A 17,629-nucleotide genomic window follows, 5' to 3' on the forward strand; every position below is an offset into this window, starting at 1 on the left:
GATTCCGGCGCCGCCCGTTCGTCGTAGGACAAGGACAGGCCGACGGCGCACCGGCGGCCTACTCCGCAGTAGCTATCCCGCCCCCCATCCACAACGGAGACACACCATGGCAACCCCCGCAAGCAAGGCGATTCCCGACGGCATGCACACCCTGACCCCGCACATCGTGTGCGAGGGCGCGTCCGATGCGATCGCGTTCTACAAGAAGGCGTTCAACGCCGAGGAGCTGGCCCGGCTGCCCGGCCCCAACGGCAAGGTGATGCACGCCGCCATTCGCATCGGCGACTCGGTCCTGATGCTGATGGATGATTTTCCCGAATGGGGCAGCCTGGGGCCCAAGGCGCTCAAGGGCTCGCCCGTGACGCTGCACCTGTACGTGCAGGACGCGGACGCCGCCATCGAACAGGCGGTGGCGGCCGGCGCCCAGTTGGCCATGCCGGCCGCGGACATGTTCTGGGGTGACCGCTACGGCCAGGTGATGGACCCGTTCGGCCACCGCTGGTCGCTGGCCACCCACAAGCAGGACCTGACGCCCGAGGAAATCCAGCAGAACATGGCCAAGATGGGCGAAATGAGCGGCTGCGGCGATCCGGCGCAGAAAAAGAGCTGATGGCGATGCGGTGGCGGGGCGCCGGACAGCCCCCGCGTCATCCCCCTCAGGCCTTGTACGGCCCCAGGAAATCCAGCTTGCCGATCGCTACGCCTGCATGGCGCAGGATGTCGTAGGCGGTCGTGACGTGGAAATAGAAGTTCGGCAGCGCGAACGTCAGCAGGTAGGCGTCGCCCTGGAATTCGGGCTTGAAGTCGCCGAAGCTGAGCGTGACCTTGCGGCCTTCGGCGCCGTCGAGCTTGTCGGCCGGCACCGATTGCAGATAGGCAATGGTATCGGCCACGCGCTTTTGCAGCTGCTCGAAGGTGGCTTCCTCGTCGGGAAACTTGGGCGACTCGACCTGCGACAGGCGCTGCACGGCGAACTTGGACGCGTCGCTGGCGCGCTGCACCTGGCCCGATAGCGGGTACATGTCGGGGGCCAGGCGGGCGTTCACGAGTTCGGCCGGATCGATACCGCTGGCGGCCGCGTGGGCGGCGCCCTTTTCCAGCAGCGCGGCGAGCACGGTCAGGCCGCGGATGAAGACAGGCACGCTGGCCTGGTACATGGACAAAGACATGATGTTTTTCCGAAAGACGTCGCCGGCCGGCGCCGGACGTGGCGCCGGATTTCCGAGCGTGCGGCGATGTTAGCGCCCGGTGCTTTCAAGCGGCCGACGAGGGCCGCGACAACTGCATTCCCGATTCCGGAACAATAGCGCCATTGCCGGCGCGGCGCAGGGTTTTCGCATGCCAATCGCGGCGCCGACAGGCGTGGCGTCGATACTCGTGGCACCGTTGCGAAGCGCCGCCCCCACTGGCAACGATCGATCCGCCCATCGTATCGGCCCCTTACTGGCCGATCGCGACGCGGCGCTGGCCCTGGAAAAAGCGCCAGATCAGCGCCGAGGCGTCCGGCCCGCTGCGGGCGTGGTAACGAACCGACGCATCGCCGCCGCTCCAGGCGTGCTCGACCCGGGATATCTCGCACAGCCGCAGCACGGTCTTGCGCCCCCGCACGAGGTCGACACGGCGATACGCCTTTTCCGTGCCCAATCCCAGCACGCGCTCGACCGGCAGGTCTTGCGCGCCCAGGCCGTTGAGCGCGCGGAACTGCTCGAACAGCTGCTTGGCGTTGCGCGGCGCCACCGCCGGGTCCATCTGGCCCTGCAGGATCATGGCGGGCATGCCCAGCTCGAAGACGGCCGGATCCGCCACGCTTTGCACCAGCGGCAGCAGCGGCTTGACCGAGCCGCGCCGCATCGTACTCAGGCCCGCCGCCGCGGTATGCGCGTCGCCCACCACCGGCCCGGAATGCATTGCCACCGCGGCGATCAATGTGGGATGGCGCAGGGCCACCAGGGCGGCCATGCTGGCGCCGGCCGACAGGCCGGCGATATAGACGCGTTCAGGGTCCAGGCCATGTCGCGCCACCTCGGACTGGATCAACGCGGCGATCAGGTCGGCGTCGGCCCCGCCGTGCTGCGCATCGGGCTGGAACCAACGCCAGCAACGCTGCACCTGCCGGGTCATGGACTGCTGCGGATACAGCACCATGAAGCCGCCGGCATCCGCCCATTGGTTCATGCGCGAACCGCGCGCGAACGCCAGCGCCGTCTGGCGGCAGCCGTGCAGCATCACCACCAGGGGCATGCCCTGGCGTGTCGCGGTGACGGGGGTGTAGCGGGCGAAGGTCAGGCGCCGGCCCAGCGCATCGGAGAATTGCCGCGAGGCCTCCCAGCGACCGGCGCCGAGGCTGGACGCGGCGCTAGCGGCGGTCTTGGCCGCTTGCCGCGCCACCGCGGCCTTGCGCGCCGATACGGTGCGTTTGCGGGCCGCCTTGGGGGCCGCCATGCGCAGCGCCGCGCGCTGGAGTTTGCTGAATTTCTTTGCGGCGTTGAAAAACAAGCTGGTAAAACTGCGCGCCATTGTCAGGCCTCTGCCAGTAAACCTCTTTTTAACTCCACGACGACGTTTGAAAACCACCTGGCCGCACCCTGCGGCCCGCCGACTGCCGCGTCCGCGGGAGCGGACGCCAATGCCCTGGAATCCGCCGGATCAGAACCGGCCGGATTGAATCGCGGCGCTGCTGGTCAGGAGGTCCAGACAGGACACCAGTGCGACCACGATGGTCAGAATCGAAAGCACCTTGACGACTTTGTTGGTATCGGGCCGGGTCAACGTCGCGGTCATGCGCGTGACGATGTAAGCCCCAACCATCAGGCCGATTGCCGGAATCATAAGTGCTTCCCCTTCAAGAGTCTGTGCGGGCACGCCGGATGCGTCGCCCGTCGTTAACGCGGTAAGCCGCTGAATCGCCGCCTCTGTCGGGCAGATTGATTAGCGTGTGAAATGTATCACACAGTAACTTAACCTCGCAGCATTTCGGGCGGGGGCATGACGGCGCGCTTGCACCAGATCAAGGCAGGCGCGTCTTCGGACCCATTCCGCTTGAGGCGGTGGCCCAAAACGCCTATGGTAGAAACCCTGATCTTCACTTCCTGCCTTTCCCTTCAGCAAACCATGTTCCCGAACGACCGCCGCCAGACCCTGGGCGAAGAAATCGCCAACACCATCAGCCACGGCCTGGGCGCGGCCGGCGCGCTGGCCGCCGCCCCCATCCTGATCGTCGCGGCCGTGCGCCAGGGCGACGCGGCCTTCATCGCAGGCGCCGCAGTGTTCGCCGCCACCATGTGCCTGCTGTACCTGGCGTCCACCATCTACCACGCGCTGCCCGACAACCGCGCCAAGCGCCTGTTCAACGTGCTGGACCACTCGGCCATCTACCTGCTCATTGCCGGCACCTACACGCCGTTCGCGCTGGGCGCCCTGCGCGGGCCGTGGGGCTGGACGCTGTTCGGGCTGGTCTGGGGCATGGCACTGCTGGGGGTGGGCCTCAAAGCCAGCAAGCGCCTGAACCGCCCCGCCGTGTCCACCGGGCTGTACCTGGCCATGGGCTGGCTGGTCATCATCGCCGTCAAACCCCTGCTCGAACTCGTGCCCACCGGCGGCCTGTGGTGGCTGGTCGCAGGCGGGCTGGCCTATACCGGCGGCGTGGTGTTCTTCGTCTTCGACAACCGCTGGCGCTACAGCCACTTCATCTGGCACCTGTTCGTGCTGGCGGGCACGGTGTGCCATTTCTTTGCGGTGCTTTGGTATGCGGCGTAGGGGTGCGACGGAACACCCTAGCCAACAAGCACCCCGAGCGGGTGCTTTTTTACGCCCGCGATGAACGCCGCGCCGCCCCCGGTTCAGGCATGGCGAGCAGGCCGCGTTTCATCAGGCTGCGCATGCCGGGTATCAGCAGGCTGCCGGCGAAGGCCAGGTCGCGCCACAGGCCGGGGCCTGACGCCTGAAAACATGGGGTCAGCGCGCGGCTCAGGGTCTGGTACAGGCGTGACGGCGTGAGGCGGCTGCGCGCGTATTGGGCGGGGCCGTCCGCGGCGCCGTGCTGGTCGACCGCCCGCGCCAGCGCCAGTGCGTCCAGCACCGCCAGCGTGGTGCCCAGCCCTAGTTGCGGGCTCATGGCGTGGGCGGCATCGCCCGCCGCGCAGTAGGGGCCGCTGGCCAGGGCGAGAGGCCAGCTGTGGCGGTAGGTCGCCACCGCCAGGTCATCGTGGGCGGTGACCTGGCTGACCACCGGCTCGGCCTCGGGCCAAAGCTGCAACAGACGGGCTTTCCAGGCGGCAATGGGCGCGGCGCGCCAGGCCGGCAAGGCGTCGTGGCGGATGCTCCAGAAGAGCGACAGGCGCACGCCCTGCGGCCCCAGGTCGGTCGGCAGCAAGCCCATCATTTCGCGGGTGCCGGCAAAGCGTTGCAGCAGTTGCGAGGCGCCGGCCCATTCTGGCACCCAGAACTGGCCCCACAGCGCGCCCCAGCGATAGACGCTTGAGCGGGCCGCCAGCCCCACCTGTTCGCGCAGCGCGGACGCAGCGCCGTCGGCCACCACGAACAGGTCGAAGGTCGATTCGCCGCCTGCGTGGCGCACGCGGGCGCGGCCCTGCTCGGTGTCCAGGCGTTGCACCGGACAGCCGAAGGAAAACTGCGCGCCGGCGCGTTGGGCGGCATCGAACAGCACGCCGCCCAGCGCGGCGCGGTTGACGGCGCGAGCGCCGTCGCCCACATAATCGATATCCACCACGCGCCAGCCGCGATGCGACAGGCCCAGCAGCCGGTCGATGGGCGCGCCGACGTTCAGCGCCGCGATATCCACCCCCAGCGCCTGCAAGCCGCGCACGCCGGGCGGCTGCAGCAAGAGGCCCGCGCCCAGGGTGGTGAAGCCCTGGTGCTTTTCGAAGACCTGCACGCGATGCCCGGCGCGGGCCAGGGCCAGCGCGGTGGCCAGGCCGGCACTGCCGGCGCCGGCGATGCCGATGGAAAGCGGGGAAGGCGTGGGGGACATGAACGCGGCGCCGTGTAGGGAAAGTGCGGGCATAGTACCAACGCGCGCAACCTTTGCCGGAAGTGGCTTCCCTGGACTGCCGTCATGCAAGCTTGCTGCGCGTCGCAGGCGTCCCTGCCCTGTGTTGCCCCTACTCCGCCCGCAGGTAACTCGTGGGCGGCCGCCCCAGCACGCGGCGGAACATGGTGGAGAACGCGGCCGGGCTTTGGTAGCCGAAATCCAGCGCGATGGCGGTCACCGGCGCGCCGGCCGCCAGCCGGGCCAGCGCCAGCACCACGCAGGCGCGCTGGCGCCATTCGGAAAACGCCATGCCCGTCTGCTGGCGGAAATGGCGGCTGAAGGTGCGCGGGCTCATGTGCAGGCGCTCGGCCCAGGCCTCGGGCGTCTGGCGCACGTCGGGCGCGGCGATGAAGGCGCGGCACAGCGGCGCCAGGCGCTTGTCGGGCGGCAGCGGAATGTGCAGCGGCAGCACGGCAGCGCGATCCACCTCGTGCAGCAGCAGCGTGGCCAGCGCACCGTCGCGACCCGCCAGATCGTAGCGCGGCGGCATGTCGACGGCTTCGAGCAGCAATTGGCGCAGCAGCGGCGACACGTCCACCACTTCGCAGGCCGTGCTGGCGGTGCGCACGGCGCCTGGCTCGATGTAGGCGCTGCGGGTACTGACGTCCTGCATGCGGACCTGGTGCGCCACGCCGGCCGGGATCCAGACCGCGCGCTGCGGCGGCACCACCCAGTTGCCGTCGCGCGTGACCACGTGCATGACGCCGGTGGCGCCATACAGCAACTGCGCACGTCGATGCGAGTGCGCCGGCAGCAGATGGCCGGGCGGGTAGTCGTTGCCGATGGCGACAACCGTGCGGTCCAGACGGTCGTGCAGGTCGATGTGGGTATTGCGCATGGGCGGGCGGTTGGCCGAAACACGAACATTATTGTCCAATCCTCGAAAGCAGGCCATCGCCCGCCGGCCTATCGTGATGTTTTCCCATCAAGGATGCATGACATGCTGTATGTGGTGTTGGCGCTGTTCGGCGCCCTGAGTGGCGTGACCACGGTGCTGTTCGGCTTTGGCGGCGGCTTCGTGGTGGTGCCGGTGCTGTACGGCGTGCTGACGGCCACCCATGGCGCCCAGGACGCCATTGGCCAGGCGGCGATGCACATCGCGGTGGCGACATCCACCTGCGTGATGATCGTCAATTCCATTGCCGCCACCCGCAAGCACCAGCGCAACGGCAACATCGTGCGCGCCTATGTGTGGCCGCTGGCCGCCTTCATCGGCGTGGGTGCGCTGGTGGGCGCGTGGGCCGCCACGTCGGCCAGTGGCGACCTGGTGCGCTACGCCTTCATTGCCTACCTGGGCGTCACGATCCTGGACTGCCTGCTGCGCCAGGGCTTCATGGCGCAGACGGACACGCAGGATGCGCGGCCGCTGGGCCAGGGGGTGATCGTGGGCGGCGGCGTGGTGATCGGCGCAATCGCCACGTTCCTGGGCGTAGGCGGCAGCGTGATGACGGTGCCGCTCCTGCGCCGCCGCGGCCTGCCCATGGCCAAGGCCGCGGCCATGGCCAACCCGCTGACGCTGCCCGTGGCCATCGTGGGCACGCTGGCCTACATGGCGGCGGCGCGCGAACTGGCCGCGCCGCTGGCGCCGTGGATCGTCGGCTATGTCGACCTGCTGGCATTCGCCGCGCTGGCGCTAGGCTCGCTGGTGGGCATCCGGCTGGCGGCGCCGCTGATTCCGCGTATTCCGGACCGGCTGCATGCCCGCGTGTATGTGCTGCTGTTGGTTTTGGTGATGGTGAGCATGGTGCTGGCGTAGGATCGGCCGGGCCTGATGGCCTATGATCGTGGCTGCGCGTCGCGGCCCGTCCAGATGGACTGGCGGCCTGTCGCGATTGCCCGCGCCATGCCCCCTGTCACATCGACTCCAGGGACCTCGGTGCATCGATTTTCCCCTGCCCCCGACACCGTGAATCCGCTACCCGACGCCTACGCGCCTTTCGTCCTGACCGGCCGCATCGCCCAGCGCGTGCTGCGGCTGTCGGTGGAAGTTGAGCCGGCCTATGTCGGGGCAGCCCATGCTGGGGCAGCCCATGCTGGGGCAGCCCATGCTGGGGCGGCCTATGCTGAGGCGGCCAATATCGGGGCAGCCCATACCGACGCCACCGGCGTCGCCCCCGCCCCTGCCGCGCAACGCCGCCACGCCGAATACCAGGCCGGACGCGACCTGGCCGCCACGCTGCTGGCGGGGTTAGGCGCGCAGACGCTACAGGTAGGCACCGACGCAGACCGCGCGCCAGTCTGGCCCGACGGTTTCACAGGTTCGATCAGCCACAGCCGGCAGTTGCTGGCGGTGGCCGTGGGCCGCCACGAAGACACGCGCGGCCTGGGCATCGACCTGGAAGCCATCGCCAATGCCGACGAACTGGAAGCCATCGAATCCGTCTGCATGCTGCCGGAAGAACGCGCGCTGGTCGGCAATGCGCTGCCCCGCGCGGACTGGGCCACGCTGGTGTTCTCGGCCAAGGAAGCGTTCTACAAGTGCCAATTCCCGCTGACGCGCTACCCGTTGGAATTCGGCGACCTGGCCGTGATGCACGCGGACGTATCCGCGCAACGGCTGGTGTTGCGCTTGCAGCGCGACGCCGGGCCGGATTTCCGGCGTGGCCAGTCGTTTCATTGCGGCTATCGCTACGGCCAGGGACACGTGTACACGGCGGTGCAATTGGCGCCGTAGGGCCGCGCAGCCGACATCTGCCCTGCGATCCGCTTTCCCAATGTCACGAAGTTGCGGGTAAAACGTTTCCACGGCGCGCCCGGGGCGCTTCCCCCGTGCAGACCCCGCAGCACTGTGGTCCGCCGACACAGGAAAACACATTGCGAAACTTGAACCCTCCCCGGACCGGTTGTCATCATGGCCAGACACTTACCCGGAAAAGGGCCTGTTAACACTAAGGAGGATTTTTCATGCAGCGTTCCAAGACCGCAATCCTATCGGCCGTGCTCGCGGCGGCCGCGTTGTCCGGTGCCCCTGCCCTGGCGCAAAACGCCCCGGCCACCCAGACCCCGCCGCAGACTCAAGCCGCGCCCCCGGCCGTGCAGCCGTCCGACCAGCAATTGCAGCGCTTCGCGTCGGCGTCGCAGAAGGTGTCGGGCGTGGTGGACGAATACCGGCCCAAGGTCGAAGCCGCCAAGAGCGACGCGGCCAAGCAGAAGATCGTCCAGGAAGCCGACGCCAAGATGGTCAAGCTGGTGCAGGCCGACGGCCTGTCCGTCGAGGAATTCAACGGCATCGGCCGCGCCGTGCAGCAGGATCCGCAGCTCAAGCAGCGGCTGATGAGCATGGGCAAGGCCGGCGCGGCGGTGCAATAGGCTTTCGCACCACGCCGCGGCATCGGGCCGGTGCATGGGACCGGCGCATGGCGCCCACGCAGCAGCCCGATGGCGTCGCCCAATGCAATGGGCCCGGGCCGGGGTTATCCTAGGCAGACCTCTCGCAGGACCACCCAGGAGCCCCCGCCTTGACCCCGGAACTCACCCTGTATGACCTGGCCGGCGCCGACCCGACGCTGCGCTTTTCCCCGCACTGCTGGAAGACGCACATGGCGCTGGCGCACAAAGGCCTGACGGCCCGCACCGTGCCGTGGCACTTCACCGAAAAGGAAGCCATCGCGTTCTCTGGCCAGAAGCTGGTGCCGGTGCTGGTGCACGAGCCGCACGTGGTCAGCGATTCCTGGCAGATCGCCTGCTACCTCGAAGACACGTTTCCCGAACGGCCCTCGCTGTTTGGCGGAGACACCGGCCGCGCGCTCAGCCTGTTCGTCAATGGCTGGTCCGACACCACCCTGGTGCCGGTGCTGGCGCGCCTGCTGCTGCCCGAGATTCACGGATTGATCCGCGACGAAGACAAGGACTACTTCCGCACCACGCGCGAGAAGCGCTTCGGCCGCCTGGAAGACCTGCCGGCCGGCTACGCGGACCAGATCGCCGCCTTGCGCGCCGCGCTGCTGCCGCTGCGGCAGCTGCTGGCGCGCCAGCCATTCCTGGCCGGCGCGCAGCCCGCCTATGCGGACTACGCCGTGTTCGGCATGTTCATGTGGGCGCGCTGCACCAGCGCGCTGGAACTGCTGGCCGAAGACGACCCGGTGCACGCCTGGCGCGAGCGCCTGCTGGACGCCCACGGCGGCCTGGCGCGCAATGCGCCGACGGCGGCCGGACCGGAATAAGGCACCGGAACCACCCGCCGACATGCAAAGGGCGCCATTGACGGCGCCCTTTGCATGTCGGGTCCGGGTTGCGCCCGGTATGCGGCGCGCCCGTCATTTCCGCGCGGTCCCGAAGACCGCGCCCTGTCCCATCAGGTCTTCAAGCGATAACCCGTCTTGAAGATCCAGCGCACCGCGATCATGCACACCACCAGGAACACCAGCGTCATGCCAACGCTGACGCTGGCGCTGACGTCCGACACACCGTAGAACGCCCAGCGAAAGCCGCTGACCAGGTAGACCACCGGGTTGAACAGCGTGGCGGTCTGCCAGAACGGCGGCAGCATCTTGATGGAATAGAAGGTGCCGCCCAGGAAGGTGAGCGGCGTGATGATCATGAGCGGGATGATCTGCAGTTTCTCGAAGCCGTCGGCCCAGATGCCGATGATGAAGCCGAACAGGCTGAAAGTGACGGCGGTGAGCACCAGAAAGCCCAGCATCCAGAACGGATGCACGATCTCGAACGAGACGAACAGGCGGGCCGTGGCCAGCATGATCAGCCCCAGGATGATGGACTTGCTGGCCGCCGCCCCCACGTAGCCGGCCACGATCTCCATATACGAGATCGGCGCGGAGTGGATCTCGTAGATGGTGCCGGAAAAGCGCGGCATGTAGATGCCGAACGAGGCGTTGGCGATGCTTTGCGTCAGCAGCGACAGCATGATCATGCCGGGCACGATGTAGGCGCCGTAGCTGACCCCGTCGATGTCGACCATGTGCGAGCCGATGGCCGAACCGAACACCACGAAGTACAGCGACGTGGAAATCACCGGCGACAGCACGCTTTGCATCAGCGTGCGCCAGGCGCGGGCCATTTCAAACAGATAGATGGCGCGGATTGCGTAGAAATTCATGATTGGGCGGTCACCAGGCTGACGAAGATTTCCTCGAGCGAGCTTTCGGAAGAATTGAGGTCGGTGAATTCGATGCCAAGTTCGCTCAGGTGGCGCAGCAAGGCCGAGATTTCACCGCCGCCGTGGTTGTCGTAGGTGTAGACCAGCTTGTGGCCGTTGTCGGACAGGTCCAGCTGGAAGGCATCGAGCGCCGTGGGAATACCCGGCAGCGGCGCCTTGAGCGTCAGGGTCAGGCGGCGCTTGCCCAGCTTGGCCATGAGCTCGTTCTTTTCTTCGACCAGGATGATCTCGCCCTTGCGGATCACGCCGATGCGGTCGGCCATTTCCTGGGCTTCTTCGATGTAGTGGGTGGTGAGGATGATGGTGACGCCGCTTTCGCGCAGGCGCCGCACCATTTCCCACATACCGCGCCGCAGTTCGACGTCGACGCCGGCGGTGGGCTCGTCCAGGAACAGGATCTTGGGCTCGTGCGACAGCGCCTTGGCGATCATGACGCGGCGCTTCATGCCGCCGGACAGGGCCATGATGCGGCTGTCTTTCTTGTCCCACAGCGACAGATCGCGCAGCACCTTTTCAATGTAGGCGGGGTTGGCCGGCTTGCCGAACAGGCCGCGGCTGAAGGTGACCGTGTTCCAGACGCTTTCGAAGGCGTCGGTGGAGATTTCCTGGGGCACCAGGCCGATGGCGGCGCGGGCGGCGCGATACTGCGACACGATATCGTGGCCGTCAGCCAGCACCCGGCCTTCGGTCGGGTTGACGATGCCGCAGATGATGCTGATAAGGGTGGTCTTGCCCGCGCCGTTCGGCCCGAGCAGCGCGAAGATCTCGCCGCGCTGGATGTCCAGGTCGACGCTTTTGAGCGCCTGGAACCCCGAGGCGTACCGTTTCGATAGACCCTGTACTGAAATGACCGGCTGCACTCTGGCTCCCAGCATGATGGATAACCCTGGATTTTACCCGCCCGGCCCGGCGGGCTTGTTCGCCCAAATGGAACGGTGTGTTTGATAAACGCGATAGACCGCCCCGGGCTGCCTTACACTCTTGTGCACACAAAAAGGGGCAGACAGCCCCAAACCAGGGGACCGGGCTGCCTGGCGCCCGGTGAATCGATATGTTCGCGGACCTGAAACACCTGTCGCACCACGCCGCCTGGCGGCGCCAGCTGGAAATGCTGCTGGAATCCGCCGGGGAAGGCATCTACGGCATCGACCTGCGCGGGCGCTGCATCTTCATCAACGGCGCGGGCGCCGGGATGCTGGGCTACACCCCGGACGAGGTGGTGGGGCGCAACATGCATTACCTGATCCACCATTCCCATGCCGACCGCACGCTGATGCCGGTGCACGACTGCCGCATCTTCAAGGCGTTTCGCGACGGCCGCGGCGAACGCGTGGACGACGAAGTGCTGTGGCGGCGCGACGGCTCGTGCTTTGACGCCCAGTACGCGTCCTATCCCATCCGCAACGACGACGACGTGGTGGGCGCGGTGGTGACGTTTTCGGACATCACCGCGCGCAAACGCATCGAACGCGAGCTGCACGGCACCCGGGCGCTGCTCGAAGCCCGGGTCGCGGCGCGCACCGCCGAACTGAGCGCCGCGCATGAGTCGCTGCGCAGCCTGTCCTCGCACCTGAGCACGCTGCGCGAAGAAGAACGCGCCCATATTGCCCGCAACATCCACGACGACCTGGGCGCGTCATTCACCGCCTTGCAGCTGGACCTGAACTGGCTGCGCCGGCAACTGGCCGCGCAGCCGCCGCTGCAAGCCCACCTGGACCGCATGCTGGACGTGACGCAGACGGCCATGGACGCCACCCGCCGCATCCTGAACGACCTGCGCCCCGTGGTGCTGGATCACCTGGGTCTGTGGGCCGCGCTGGAAACCCTGCTGCAGGACCTGCAGGCGCGCAGCGGGCTGCAATGCCGTTACCTGTGCCCGCCCGACACCGAAAGCCGCCGCCTGGCCCCCGCCGCCGAAATCGCCGTGTACCGCATCGTGCAGGAACTGCTGACCAATGTGCAGCGCCATGCGCGGGCGCGCAGCGTCAGCGTCAGCGCCACCTGGGGCGAAGGCGGCCTGCTGCTGGCCGTGGAAGACGACGGCGTGGGCATGCAACTGCCTGAAACGCGCCAGACCTTCGGCATCCTGGGCATGCGCGAACGGGCGCGCGCCATCGGCGGCGACCTGGTGCTGGACAGCGCCCCCGGCGCCGGCATGCGCGCCCGCCTGCGCCTGAACCCGCCCGCCGCCCGAGAAACGACGCCATGGCCCTGAACCTGCTGATCGTCGACGATCACCTCATCATCCGCCGCGGCCTGGCCCGCATCCTGCTGGAAGACCCGCGCGTGGGCCGGGTGGACGAGGCCGCCGATGCCCCGTCCGCCCTGCGCGCGCTGCGCCAAGGCCGCTACGACGCCCTGGTGCTGGACGTGGCGCTGGGCGAACGCGACGGCCTGGACGTGCTCAAGACCGTGCGCGCCGACTACCCCGCGCTGGGCGTGGTGATGCTGTCCGTCTACCCGGAATCCCAGTTCGCGGTGCGGGCGCTGCGGGCCGGCGCCCACGCCTACCTGAACAAGGGCTGCGACCCCGACGAATTGCTCGCCGCCCTGGTGAACGCCGCCGCCGGCAGGATGTACGTGACCCCCACCGTGGCCGAACTGCTGGCGCACACAGTGCGCCAGGACAGCACCCGGCCGCCGCACGAACTGCTGTCCAACCGCGAATTCCAGGTGCTGCAACTGCTGGTGGCCGGCAAATCGGTCTCGGCCATCGGCGAGCAGCTGGCGCTGTCGGTGAACACCATTTCGACCTATCGCGCCCGCATCTTCGAGAAGCTGGGCGTGCGCACGCTGGTGGAGCTGGTGGCCTACGCCAACACGCACCAGCTGGGTGCCCGCTGACGCGTTCGCGCACCGCCCTGGCGCAGGCCGCGCACCGTGTAGTGATCGCCCTACACGCATATGGTTGAACCGGCGATACCGGCCGCCCGCGGCCGGCGCCAAGATGAAGGCCTTCCCCATTCCGGAGGCTTCCATGTCCCTGTTCAGCAATCCGTTCGACCCCGGCAGCCGCCTGGCCTGCGGCTGCGGCCGCCATGCGTCCCAGGCCGAGCACGCGCGCGCCCAGGGCGGCGTGGCGCTGGACGCGGCCTCGGACAGCGCCGTTGAAAACGCCGTGATGCGCGCCCTGTTCCCGCAGGACGCGCTGCGCCGCCGCTTCCTGCGCGCCGTCGGCAGCGGCACGGCCCTGGCCGCCGTCGCATCGCTGTTCCCGCTGGCCGCCGCCAAGGAAGCCTTTGCGCAATCGACCGGGCCGCTGGAAAAACAGAAGCTGAAGGTCGGCTTCATTCCCATCACCTGCGCCACGCCCATCATCATGGCGCACCCCATGGGTTTTTACGGCAAGCAGGGGCTGGACGTGGAAGTGGTGAAGACGGCCGGCTGGGCGCTGATCCGCGACAAGGCCATGTCCGGCGAATACGACGCCGCCCACATGCTGTCGCCGATGCCGCTGGCCATTTCGCTGGGCGTGGGCGCCAGCCGCGCGGTGCCCTGGACCATGCCCGCCGTCGAGAACATCAACGGCCAGGCCATCACGCTCTCGATGAAGCACAAGGACCGGCGCGACCCGAAGGACTGGAAAGGCTTCAAGTTCGCCGTGCCGTTCGACTATTCGATGCACAACTACCTGTTGCGCTACTACCTGGCCGAACACGGGCTGGACCCCGACACCGACGTGCAGATCCGCTCGGTGCCGCCGCCCGAGATGGTGGCCAACCTGCGGGCCGACAATATCGACGGCTTCCTGGCCCCGGACCCGGTCAACCAGCGCGCGGTGTACGACGGCGTGGGCTTCATCCACACGCTGTCCAAGGCGATCTGGGACGGCCATCCGTGCTGCGCGTTTTCGGCCAGCCGGGAATTCGTGACCACCCAGCCCAATACCTACCAGGCGCTGCTCAAGGCCATCATCGAGGCCACCGCCTACGCCCGCAACCCGGCGAACCGCAAGGAAATCGCCACCGCCATCGCCGCGCCCAACTACCTGAACCAGCCCGTCACCGTGGTCGAACAGGTGCTGACCGGCACCTATGCCGACGGCCTGGGCAAGGTGCTGACGGACCCGGCCCGCATCGATTTCGATCCCATGCCATGGGGCTCGTTCGCCGTCTGGATCCTGACGCAGATGAAGCGTTGGGGCCAGATCAAGGGCGACGTCGACTACCAGAAGGTCGCCAGCGAGGTGTTCCTGGCCACCGACGCGGTGCGCCTGATGCGCGAAGCCGGGCTGACCCCGCCCGCGCAGACCGACAAGACCTTCAGCGTGATGGGCAAGCCGTTCGACCCGAGCCAGCCCGAGGCCTACCTGGCCGGCTTCAAGATCCGGAGAACCTGATGCGGGCCGTGCAATCCTGGCGGGCGACGTTCCTGTCCGTCGTGCTGTTCCTGGCGTTCCTGCTGCTCTGGCACGCCGCCACCCGCCCCGCCGCGGGCGCGGCGACGGTAGACCCGGCCTACGCCGCGCTGGTCGGCAACGCCGCGGCCAGCGGGTCCAAGACGCCGTTTCCCGGCCCGGCCGAGGTCGGCGCCAAGCTGTGGCAACACCTGCAGGACCCGTTCTACGACCGCGGCCCCAACGACAAGGGCATCGGCGTGCAGTTGGCGTATTCCGTGGCGCGGGTGCTGACGGGCTTCGGCCTGGCGGCCCTGGTCGCGATACCGCTGGGGTTCCTGATCGGCATGTCCAAGACCGTGTACCGCGCCTTCGACCCGTTCATCCAGGTGCTCAAGCCGATCTCGCCGCTGGCCTGGATGCCGCTGGCGCTCTACACCATCAAGGATGCCGACACGTCCGCCATCTTCGTGATCTTCATCTGCTCGCTCTGGCCCATGCTGGTCAATACCGCCTTCGGCGTGGGCGCGGTACGGCAGGACTGGCTGAACGTGGCGCGCACCCTGGAAGTGACGCGGCTGCGCACCGCCCTGCAAGTGATCTTGCCGGCCGCCGCGCCCACCATCATGACGGGCATGCGCATTTCGGTCGGCATCGCCTGGCTGGTCATCGTGGCCGCCGAGATGCTGATCGGCGGCACCGGCATCGGCTACTTCGTGTGGAATGAATGGAACAACCTGTCGATCGCCAACATCATCTGCGCCATCCTGTTCATCGGGCTGATCGGCATGCTGCTGGACACCCTGCTGGCGCGCGCCGCGCGGCTGGTCAGCTACCGGGAATGACCATGGGCGCCCCTTTCCTGCAAGTCCAGGCGCTGGCCAAGCGCTATCCAGACCGCCGCGGCCAGCCCGCCGCGCCCGTGTTCGAACACATCGACTTCGACATCGAACAAGGCCAGTTCGTCTGCGTGATCGGCCATTCCGGCTGCGGCAAGACCACCATCCTGAACATCCTGGCGGGCATCGACGAAGCCAGCGAAGGCGTGGTCATCATGGACGGCCGCGAGATCGCCGGCCCGTCCCTGGCGCGCGGCGTGGTGTTCCAGGCGCACGCCCTCCTGCCGTGGCTGACCGCGTTGCAGAACGTGGAATTCGGCGTGCGTTCGCGCTGGCCGGCCTATCGCCGCGAGCAGGTGCGCGAGCACAGCCTGCGCTACCTGGCCATGGTCGGCCTGGCGCACGCCGCCGACAAGAAGCCGTGCGAACTGTCGGGCGGCATGAAGCAGCGCGTGGGCATCGCCCGGGCCTTTGCCATCCAGCCGCGGATGCTGCTGCTGGACGAGCCCTTCGGCGCGCTGGACGCGTTGACCCGCGGCACCATCCAGGACGAACTGCGCGCCATCGTCCAGGAAACCCGCCAGACCGTCTTCATGATCACGCACGACGTGGACGAAGCCATTTTGCTGTCCGACCGCATCCTGCTGATGAGCGCGGGGCCGTATGCCCGCATCGCCGAATCCGTCGATGTGGACCTGCCGCGCGGCCGGACCCGCGCCAGCCTGCACCACGAGCCGCGCTACTACGAAATTCGCAACCATCTCGTCGACTTCCTGGTCGACAAGGCTTCCCACAAGGAGTGAACCCCCATGATGTCCCGCGCCGAAGTCACCGAACTGGTCGTCACCCGCCGCCTGGAAAAGAAACTGTCCTGGGCCGCCATTGCCGAGGCCGTCGGCCAGAGCAAGGAATGGACTACGGCCGCGCTGCTCGGCCAGATGACGCTGACCGAAGAACAGGCCCTGGCCGCCGCGCGCGTGCTGGACCTGCCGGCCGACGCCGTGGTGCAGCTGCAGGTGGTGCCCTACAAGGGGTCCCTGCCCACCAGCGTGCCGACCGACCCGCTGATCTACCGCTTCTACGAGCTGATCAACGTCTACGGCACCACCTTCAAGGCGCTGATCAATGAAGAGTTCGGCGACGGCATCATGAGCGCCATCGACTTCAAGATGGACCTGACGCGCGAGGCCGACCCCAAAGGCGACCGGGTGCAGATCGTGATGAGCGGCAAGTTCCTGCCGTACAAGACGTATTGAGCAGGACGGGGCCGCATGACGCGGCCCCGGGGCCGGAAAGTGCGGGTGGCGTCCGCGGGCGGCCCCCCCAGCCCGCAAGGACGGCGGGCGTCAGCCTTCGATCGCCAGTTCTTCCCAGCCCAGTTCGCGTGTGCGCGTCAGCGCGTCGGTCACCACCGCGGTGGCCGACCGTGCCGCCTCTTGCAGCGCGTCGCCGGCCAGCAGCCGGGCGGTGATGGCGGCCATGAAGACATCGCCCGTGCCGTGCACCGACGGCGGGATAGCGATCTCGGGGTGGGTCAGTACGATGCAGTCGGCGTCAGTCACCACGGCCAATTGCAAGACGCCCGGCGCGGCCGCCATGGGCGCAGCGCTGGTCACGACAATCCATTGCGGACCCTCGGCGATCAATTCACGCGCGGCCGCCGCCACCTCGTCAATAGAAGACAGCGGCCGGCCCACCATCTGCTCCAGTTCGAAATGGTTGGGCGTCATGCCATCGGCGTGCGGCACCAGCTTCTTGCGGTACTGCGCCACCAGACCCGAATCCACGTACAGGCCGTCGTTGCGATCGCCCATGACCGGATCGATATGCACCCGCAGATCGGGCCGGGCCGCCCGCAGCGCCGGCAGCCACTCGGCCAGCAGATCGGCCTGGCCCGGCTGGCCCAGGTAACCGCAGACCACCGCGCGCGCCACCTGGGTCACACCGCGCTCGTCCAGCCCCTTGAGCAGGCCCTGAAACCAATCCAGCGGCACGGCGCCGCCGTGCAGGGTGGGATAGTGCGGCGTGTTGCTGAGGATGACCGTGGGCACGGCAATGGCCCGCAGGCCCGCCTGGCGAAACACGGGCATGGCGGCGTTGTTGCCGACGTAGCCATACACGACCTGGGATTGAATGGAAATCACGTCCACCCGCGCGGTCACGGCGGGCAGCGCTGCGCCGGCGGTCGGGGCAGCGGGAATGGCGGTCATACGGCGGGCTCCTGGCGGAAACGGGATCGTCGGCCGGCGACATGCCGGGGGTGCGACGGGGGTGGCCCCTATTCTAGG

The 17,629-nt window shown here is 67.9% G+C and carries 20 protein-coding genes; 12 read left to right on the forward strand and 8 right to left on the reverse strand.

Features of this window, described 5'->3' with window-relative positions:
* Nucleotides 1-106: 106 nt before the first annotated feature.
* Nucleotides 107-610: a VOC family protein gene (locus ACUDP5_RS19675; RefSeq protein ID WP_263911183.1), complete on the forward strand. Its 504-nt coding sequence runs from the start codon at nucleotides 107-109 to the stop codon at nucleotides 608-610.
* A gap of 46 nt (nucleotides 611-656) precedes the next feature.
* Here ACUDP5_RS19675 and ACUDP5_RS19680 read toward each other — a convergent pair whose 3' ends face one another.
* The 3 genes from ACUDP5_RS19680 to ACUDP5_RS19690 all read right to left on the reverse strand — a co-directional run bounded on the left by ACUDP5_RS19680 (nucleotide 657) and on the right by ACUDP5_RS19690 (nucleotide 2,829).
* On the reverse strand, nucleotides 657-1,169 hold the full coding sequence (locus tag ACUDP5_RS19680; protein ID WP_445656967.1) for a DUF1993 domain-containing protein: 513 nt from the start codon (nucleotides 1,167-1,169) through the stop codon (nucleotides 657-659).
* 271 nt (nucleotides 1,170-1,440) lie between these two features.
* Entirely contained in the window at nucleotides 1,441-2,442 is a 1,002-nt protein-coding gene (locus ACUDP5_RS19685; RefSeq protein WP_445656968.1) for an extracellular catalytic domain type 1 short-chain-length polyhydroxyalkanoate depolymerase, read from the reverse strand.
* Between the two features lie 204 nt (nucleotides 2,443-2,646).
* Nucleotides 2,647-2,829 (reverse strand): hypothetical protein, encoded by a 183-nt coding sequence (locus tag ACUDP5_RS19690; RefSeq protein ID WP_025135675.1) that lies wholly within the window; start codon nucleotides 2,827-2,829, stop codon nucleotides 2,647-2,649.
* A gap of 282 nt (nucleotides 2,830-3,111) precedes the next feature.
* On the opposite strand from ACUDP5_RS19690, the gene trhA reads away from it, so the two are divergent.
* A complete protein-coding gene (gene trhA, locus ACUDP5_RS19695) occupies nucleotides 3,112-3,756 on the forward strand; it encodes a PAQR family membrane homeostasis protein TrhA (protein ID WP_445656969.1) in 645 nt (214 codons plus the stop codon).
* A 49-nt stretch (nucleotides 3,757-3,805) separates the two neighbouring features.
* Here the strand turns inward: trhA and ACUDP5_RS19700 are convergent, their stop codons facing one another.
* Together ACUDP5_RS19700 and ACUDP5_RS19705 are read right to left on the reverse strand one after the other, a co-directional pair.
* The gene (locus ACUDP5_RS19700) at nucleotides 3,806-4,990 is read right to left on the reverse strand and encodes an FAD-dependent oxidoreductase (RefSeq protein WP_445656970.1); all 1,185 of its coding nucleotides are present in this window, start codon (nucleotides 4,988-4,990) and stop codon (nucleotides 3,806-3,808) included.
* 130 nt (nucleotides 4,991-5,120) lie between these two features.
* Nucleotides 5,121-5,888 carry an AraC family transcriptional regulator gene (locus ACUDP5_RS19705; RefSeq protein WP_445656971.1) on the reverse strand — a complete coding sequence of 256 codons (768 nt, stop codon included), beginning with the start codon at nucleotides 5,886-5,888 and terminating at the stop codon, nucleotides 5,121-5,123.
* 102 nt (nucleotides 5,889-5,990) lie between these two features.
* Between ACUDP5_RS19705 and ACUDP5_RS19710 the strand changes: the two genes are divergently transcribed.
* From ACUDP5_RS19710 to ACUDP5_RS19725, 4 genes are all read left to right on the forward strand, one after another.
* On the forward strand, nucleotides 5,991-6,806 hold the full coding sequence (locus ACUDP5_RS19710; RefSeq protein ID WP_445656972.1) for a sulfite exporter TauE/SafE family protein: 816 nt from the start codon (nucleotides 5,991-5,993) through the stop codon (nucleotides 6,804-6,806).
* Nucleotides 6,807-6,926: 120 nt separating this feature from the next.
* Nucleotides 6,927-7,724: a 4'-phosphopantetheinyl transferase family protein gene (locus ACUDP5_RS19715; protein WP_445656973.1), complete on the forward strand. Its 798-nt coding sequence runs from the start codon at nucleotides 6,927-6,929 to the stop codon at nucleotides 7,722-7,724.
* A gap of 230 nt (nucleotides 7,725-7,954) precedes the next feature.
* Complete coding sequence (locus ACUDP5_RS19720) at nucleotides 7,955-8,359, forward strand: DUF4168 domain-containing protein (RefSeq protein ID WP_025135669.1); 405 nt, start codon at nucleotides 7,955-7,957, stop codon at nucleotides 8,357-8,359.
* Nucleotides 8,360-8,508: 149 nt separating this feature from the next.
* Nucleotides 8,509-9,213 (forward strand): glutathione S-transferase family protein, encoded by a 705-nt coding sequence (locus ACUDP5_RS19725; protein ID WP_445656974.1) that lies wholly within the window; start codon nucleotides 8,509-8,511, stop codon nucleotides 9,211-9,213.
* 131 nt (nucleotides 9,214-9,344) lie between these two features.
* Here the strand turns inward: ACUDP5_RS19725 and ACUDP5_RS19730 are convergent, their stop codons facing one another.
* Together ACUDP5_RS19730 and ACUDP5_RS19735 are read right to left on the reverse strand one after the other, a co-directional pair.
* Nucleotides 9,345-10,106: an ABC transporter permease gene (locus ACUDP5_RS19730; RefSeq protein WP_025135667.1), complete on the reverse strand. Its 762-nt coding sequence runs from the start codon at nucleotides 10,104-10,106 to the stop codon at nucleotides 9,345-9,347.
* On the reverse strand, nucleotides 10,103-11,026 hold the full coding sequence (locus tag ACUDP5_RS19735) for an ABC transporter ATP-binding protein (RefSeq protein ID WP_025135666.1): 924 nt from the start codon (nucleotides 11,024-11,026) through the stop codon (nucleotides 10,103-10,105). The genes ACUDP5_RS19730 and ACUDP5_RS19735 overlap by 4 nt, the downstream gene beginning before the upstream one ends.
* A 191-nt stretch (nucleotides 11,027-11,217) precedes the next feature.
* Between ACUDP5_RS19735 and ACUDP5_RS19740 the strand changes: the two genes are divergently transcribed.
* The 6 genes from ACUDP5_RS19740 (at nucleotide 11,218) to cynS (ending at nucleotide 16,597) form a co-directional block, all read left to right on the forward strand.
* The gene (locus ACUDP5_RS19740; protein ID WP_263911200.1) at nucleotides 11,218-12,381 is read left to right on the forward strand and encodes a PAS domain-containing sensor histidine kinase; all 1,164 of its coding nucleotides are present in this window, start codon (nucleotides 11,218-11,220) and stop codon (nucleotides 12,379-12,381) included.
* Nucleotides 12,372-13,010, forward strand: a complete 639-nt coding sequence (locus ACUDP5_RS19745) for a response regulator (protein WP_263911202.1) — start codon at nucleotides 12,372-12,374, stop codon at nucleotides 13,008-13,010. Before ACUDP5_RS19740 ends, ACUDP5_RS19745 begins: the two co-directional genes overlap by 10 nt.
* 133 nt (nucleotides 13,011-13,143) lie before the next feature.
* Nucleotides 13,144-14,505 carry a CmpA/NrtA family ABC transporter substrate-binding protein gene (locus tag ACUDP5_RS19750; RefSeq protein ID WP_445656975.1) on the forward strand — a complete coding sequence of 454 codons (1,362 nt, stop codon included), beginning with the start codon at nucleotides 13,144-13,146 and terminating at the stop codon, nucleotides 14,503-14,505.
* Complete coding sequence (gene ntrB / locus ACUDP5_RS19755) at nucleotides 14,505-15,347, forward strand: nitrate ABC transporter permease (protein ID WP_445656976.1); 843 nt, start codon at nucleotides 14,505-14,507, stop codon at nucleotides 15,345-15,347. The genes ACUDP5_RS19750 and ntrB overlap by 1 nt, the downstream gene beginning before the upstream one ends.
* A gap of 2 nt (nucleotides 15,348-15,349) precedes the next feature.
* Entirely contained in the window at nucleotides 15,350-16,144 is a 795-nt protein-coding gene (locus ACUDP5_RS19760) for an ABC transporter ATP-binding protein (protein WP_445656977.1), read from the forward strand.
* Nucleotides 16,145-16,153: 9 nt separating this feature from the next.
* Nucleotides 16,154-16,597: a cyanase gene (gene cynS, locus ACUDP5_RS19765; protein WP_263911223.1), complete on the forward strand. Its 444-nt coding sequence runs from the start codon at nucleotides 16,154-16,156 to the stop codon at nucleotides 16,595-16,597.
* A gap of 90 nt (nucleotides 16,598-16,687) precedes the next feature.
* Here the strand turns inward: cynS and pdxK are convergent, their stop codons facing one another.
* Nucleotides 16,688-17,551 (reverse strand): pyridoxine/pyridoxal/pyridoxamine kinase, encoded by an 864-nt coding sequence (gene pdxK, locus ACUDP5_RS19770; RefSeq protein ID WP_263911207.1) that lies wholly within the window; start codon nucleotides 17,549-17,551, stop codon nucleotides 16,688-16,690.
* Nucleotides 17,552-17,629: the final 78 nt, after the last annotated feature.

The sequence above is a fragment of the Achromobacter sp. NCFB-sbj8-Ac1-l genome (genome assembly GCF_052695805.1).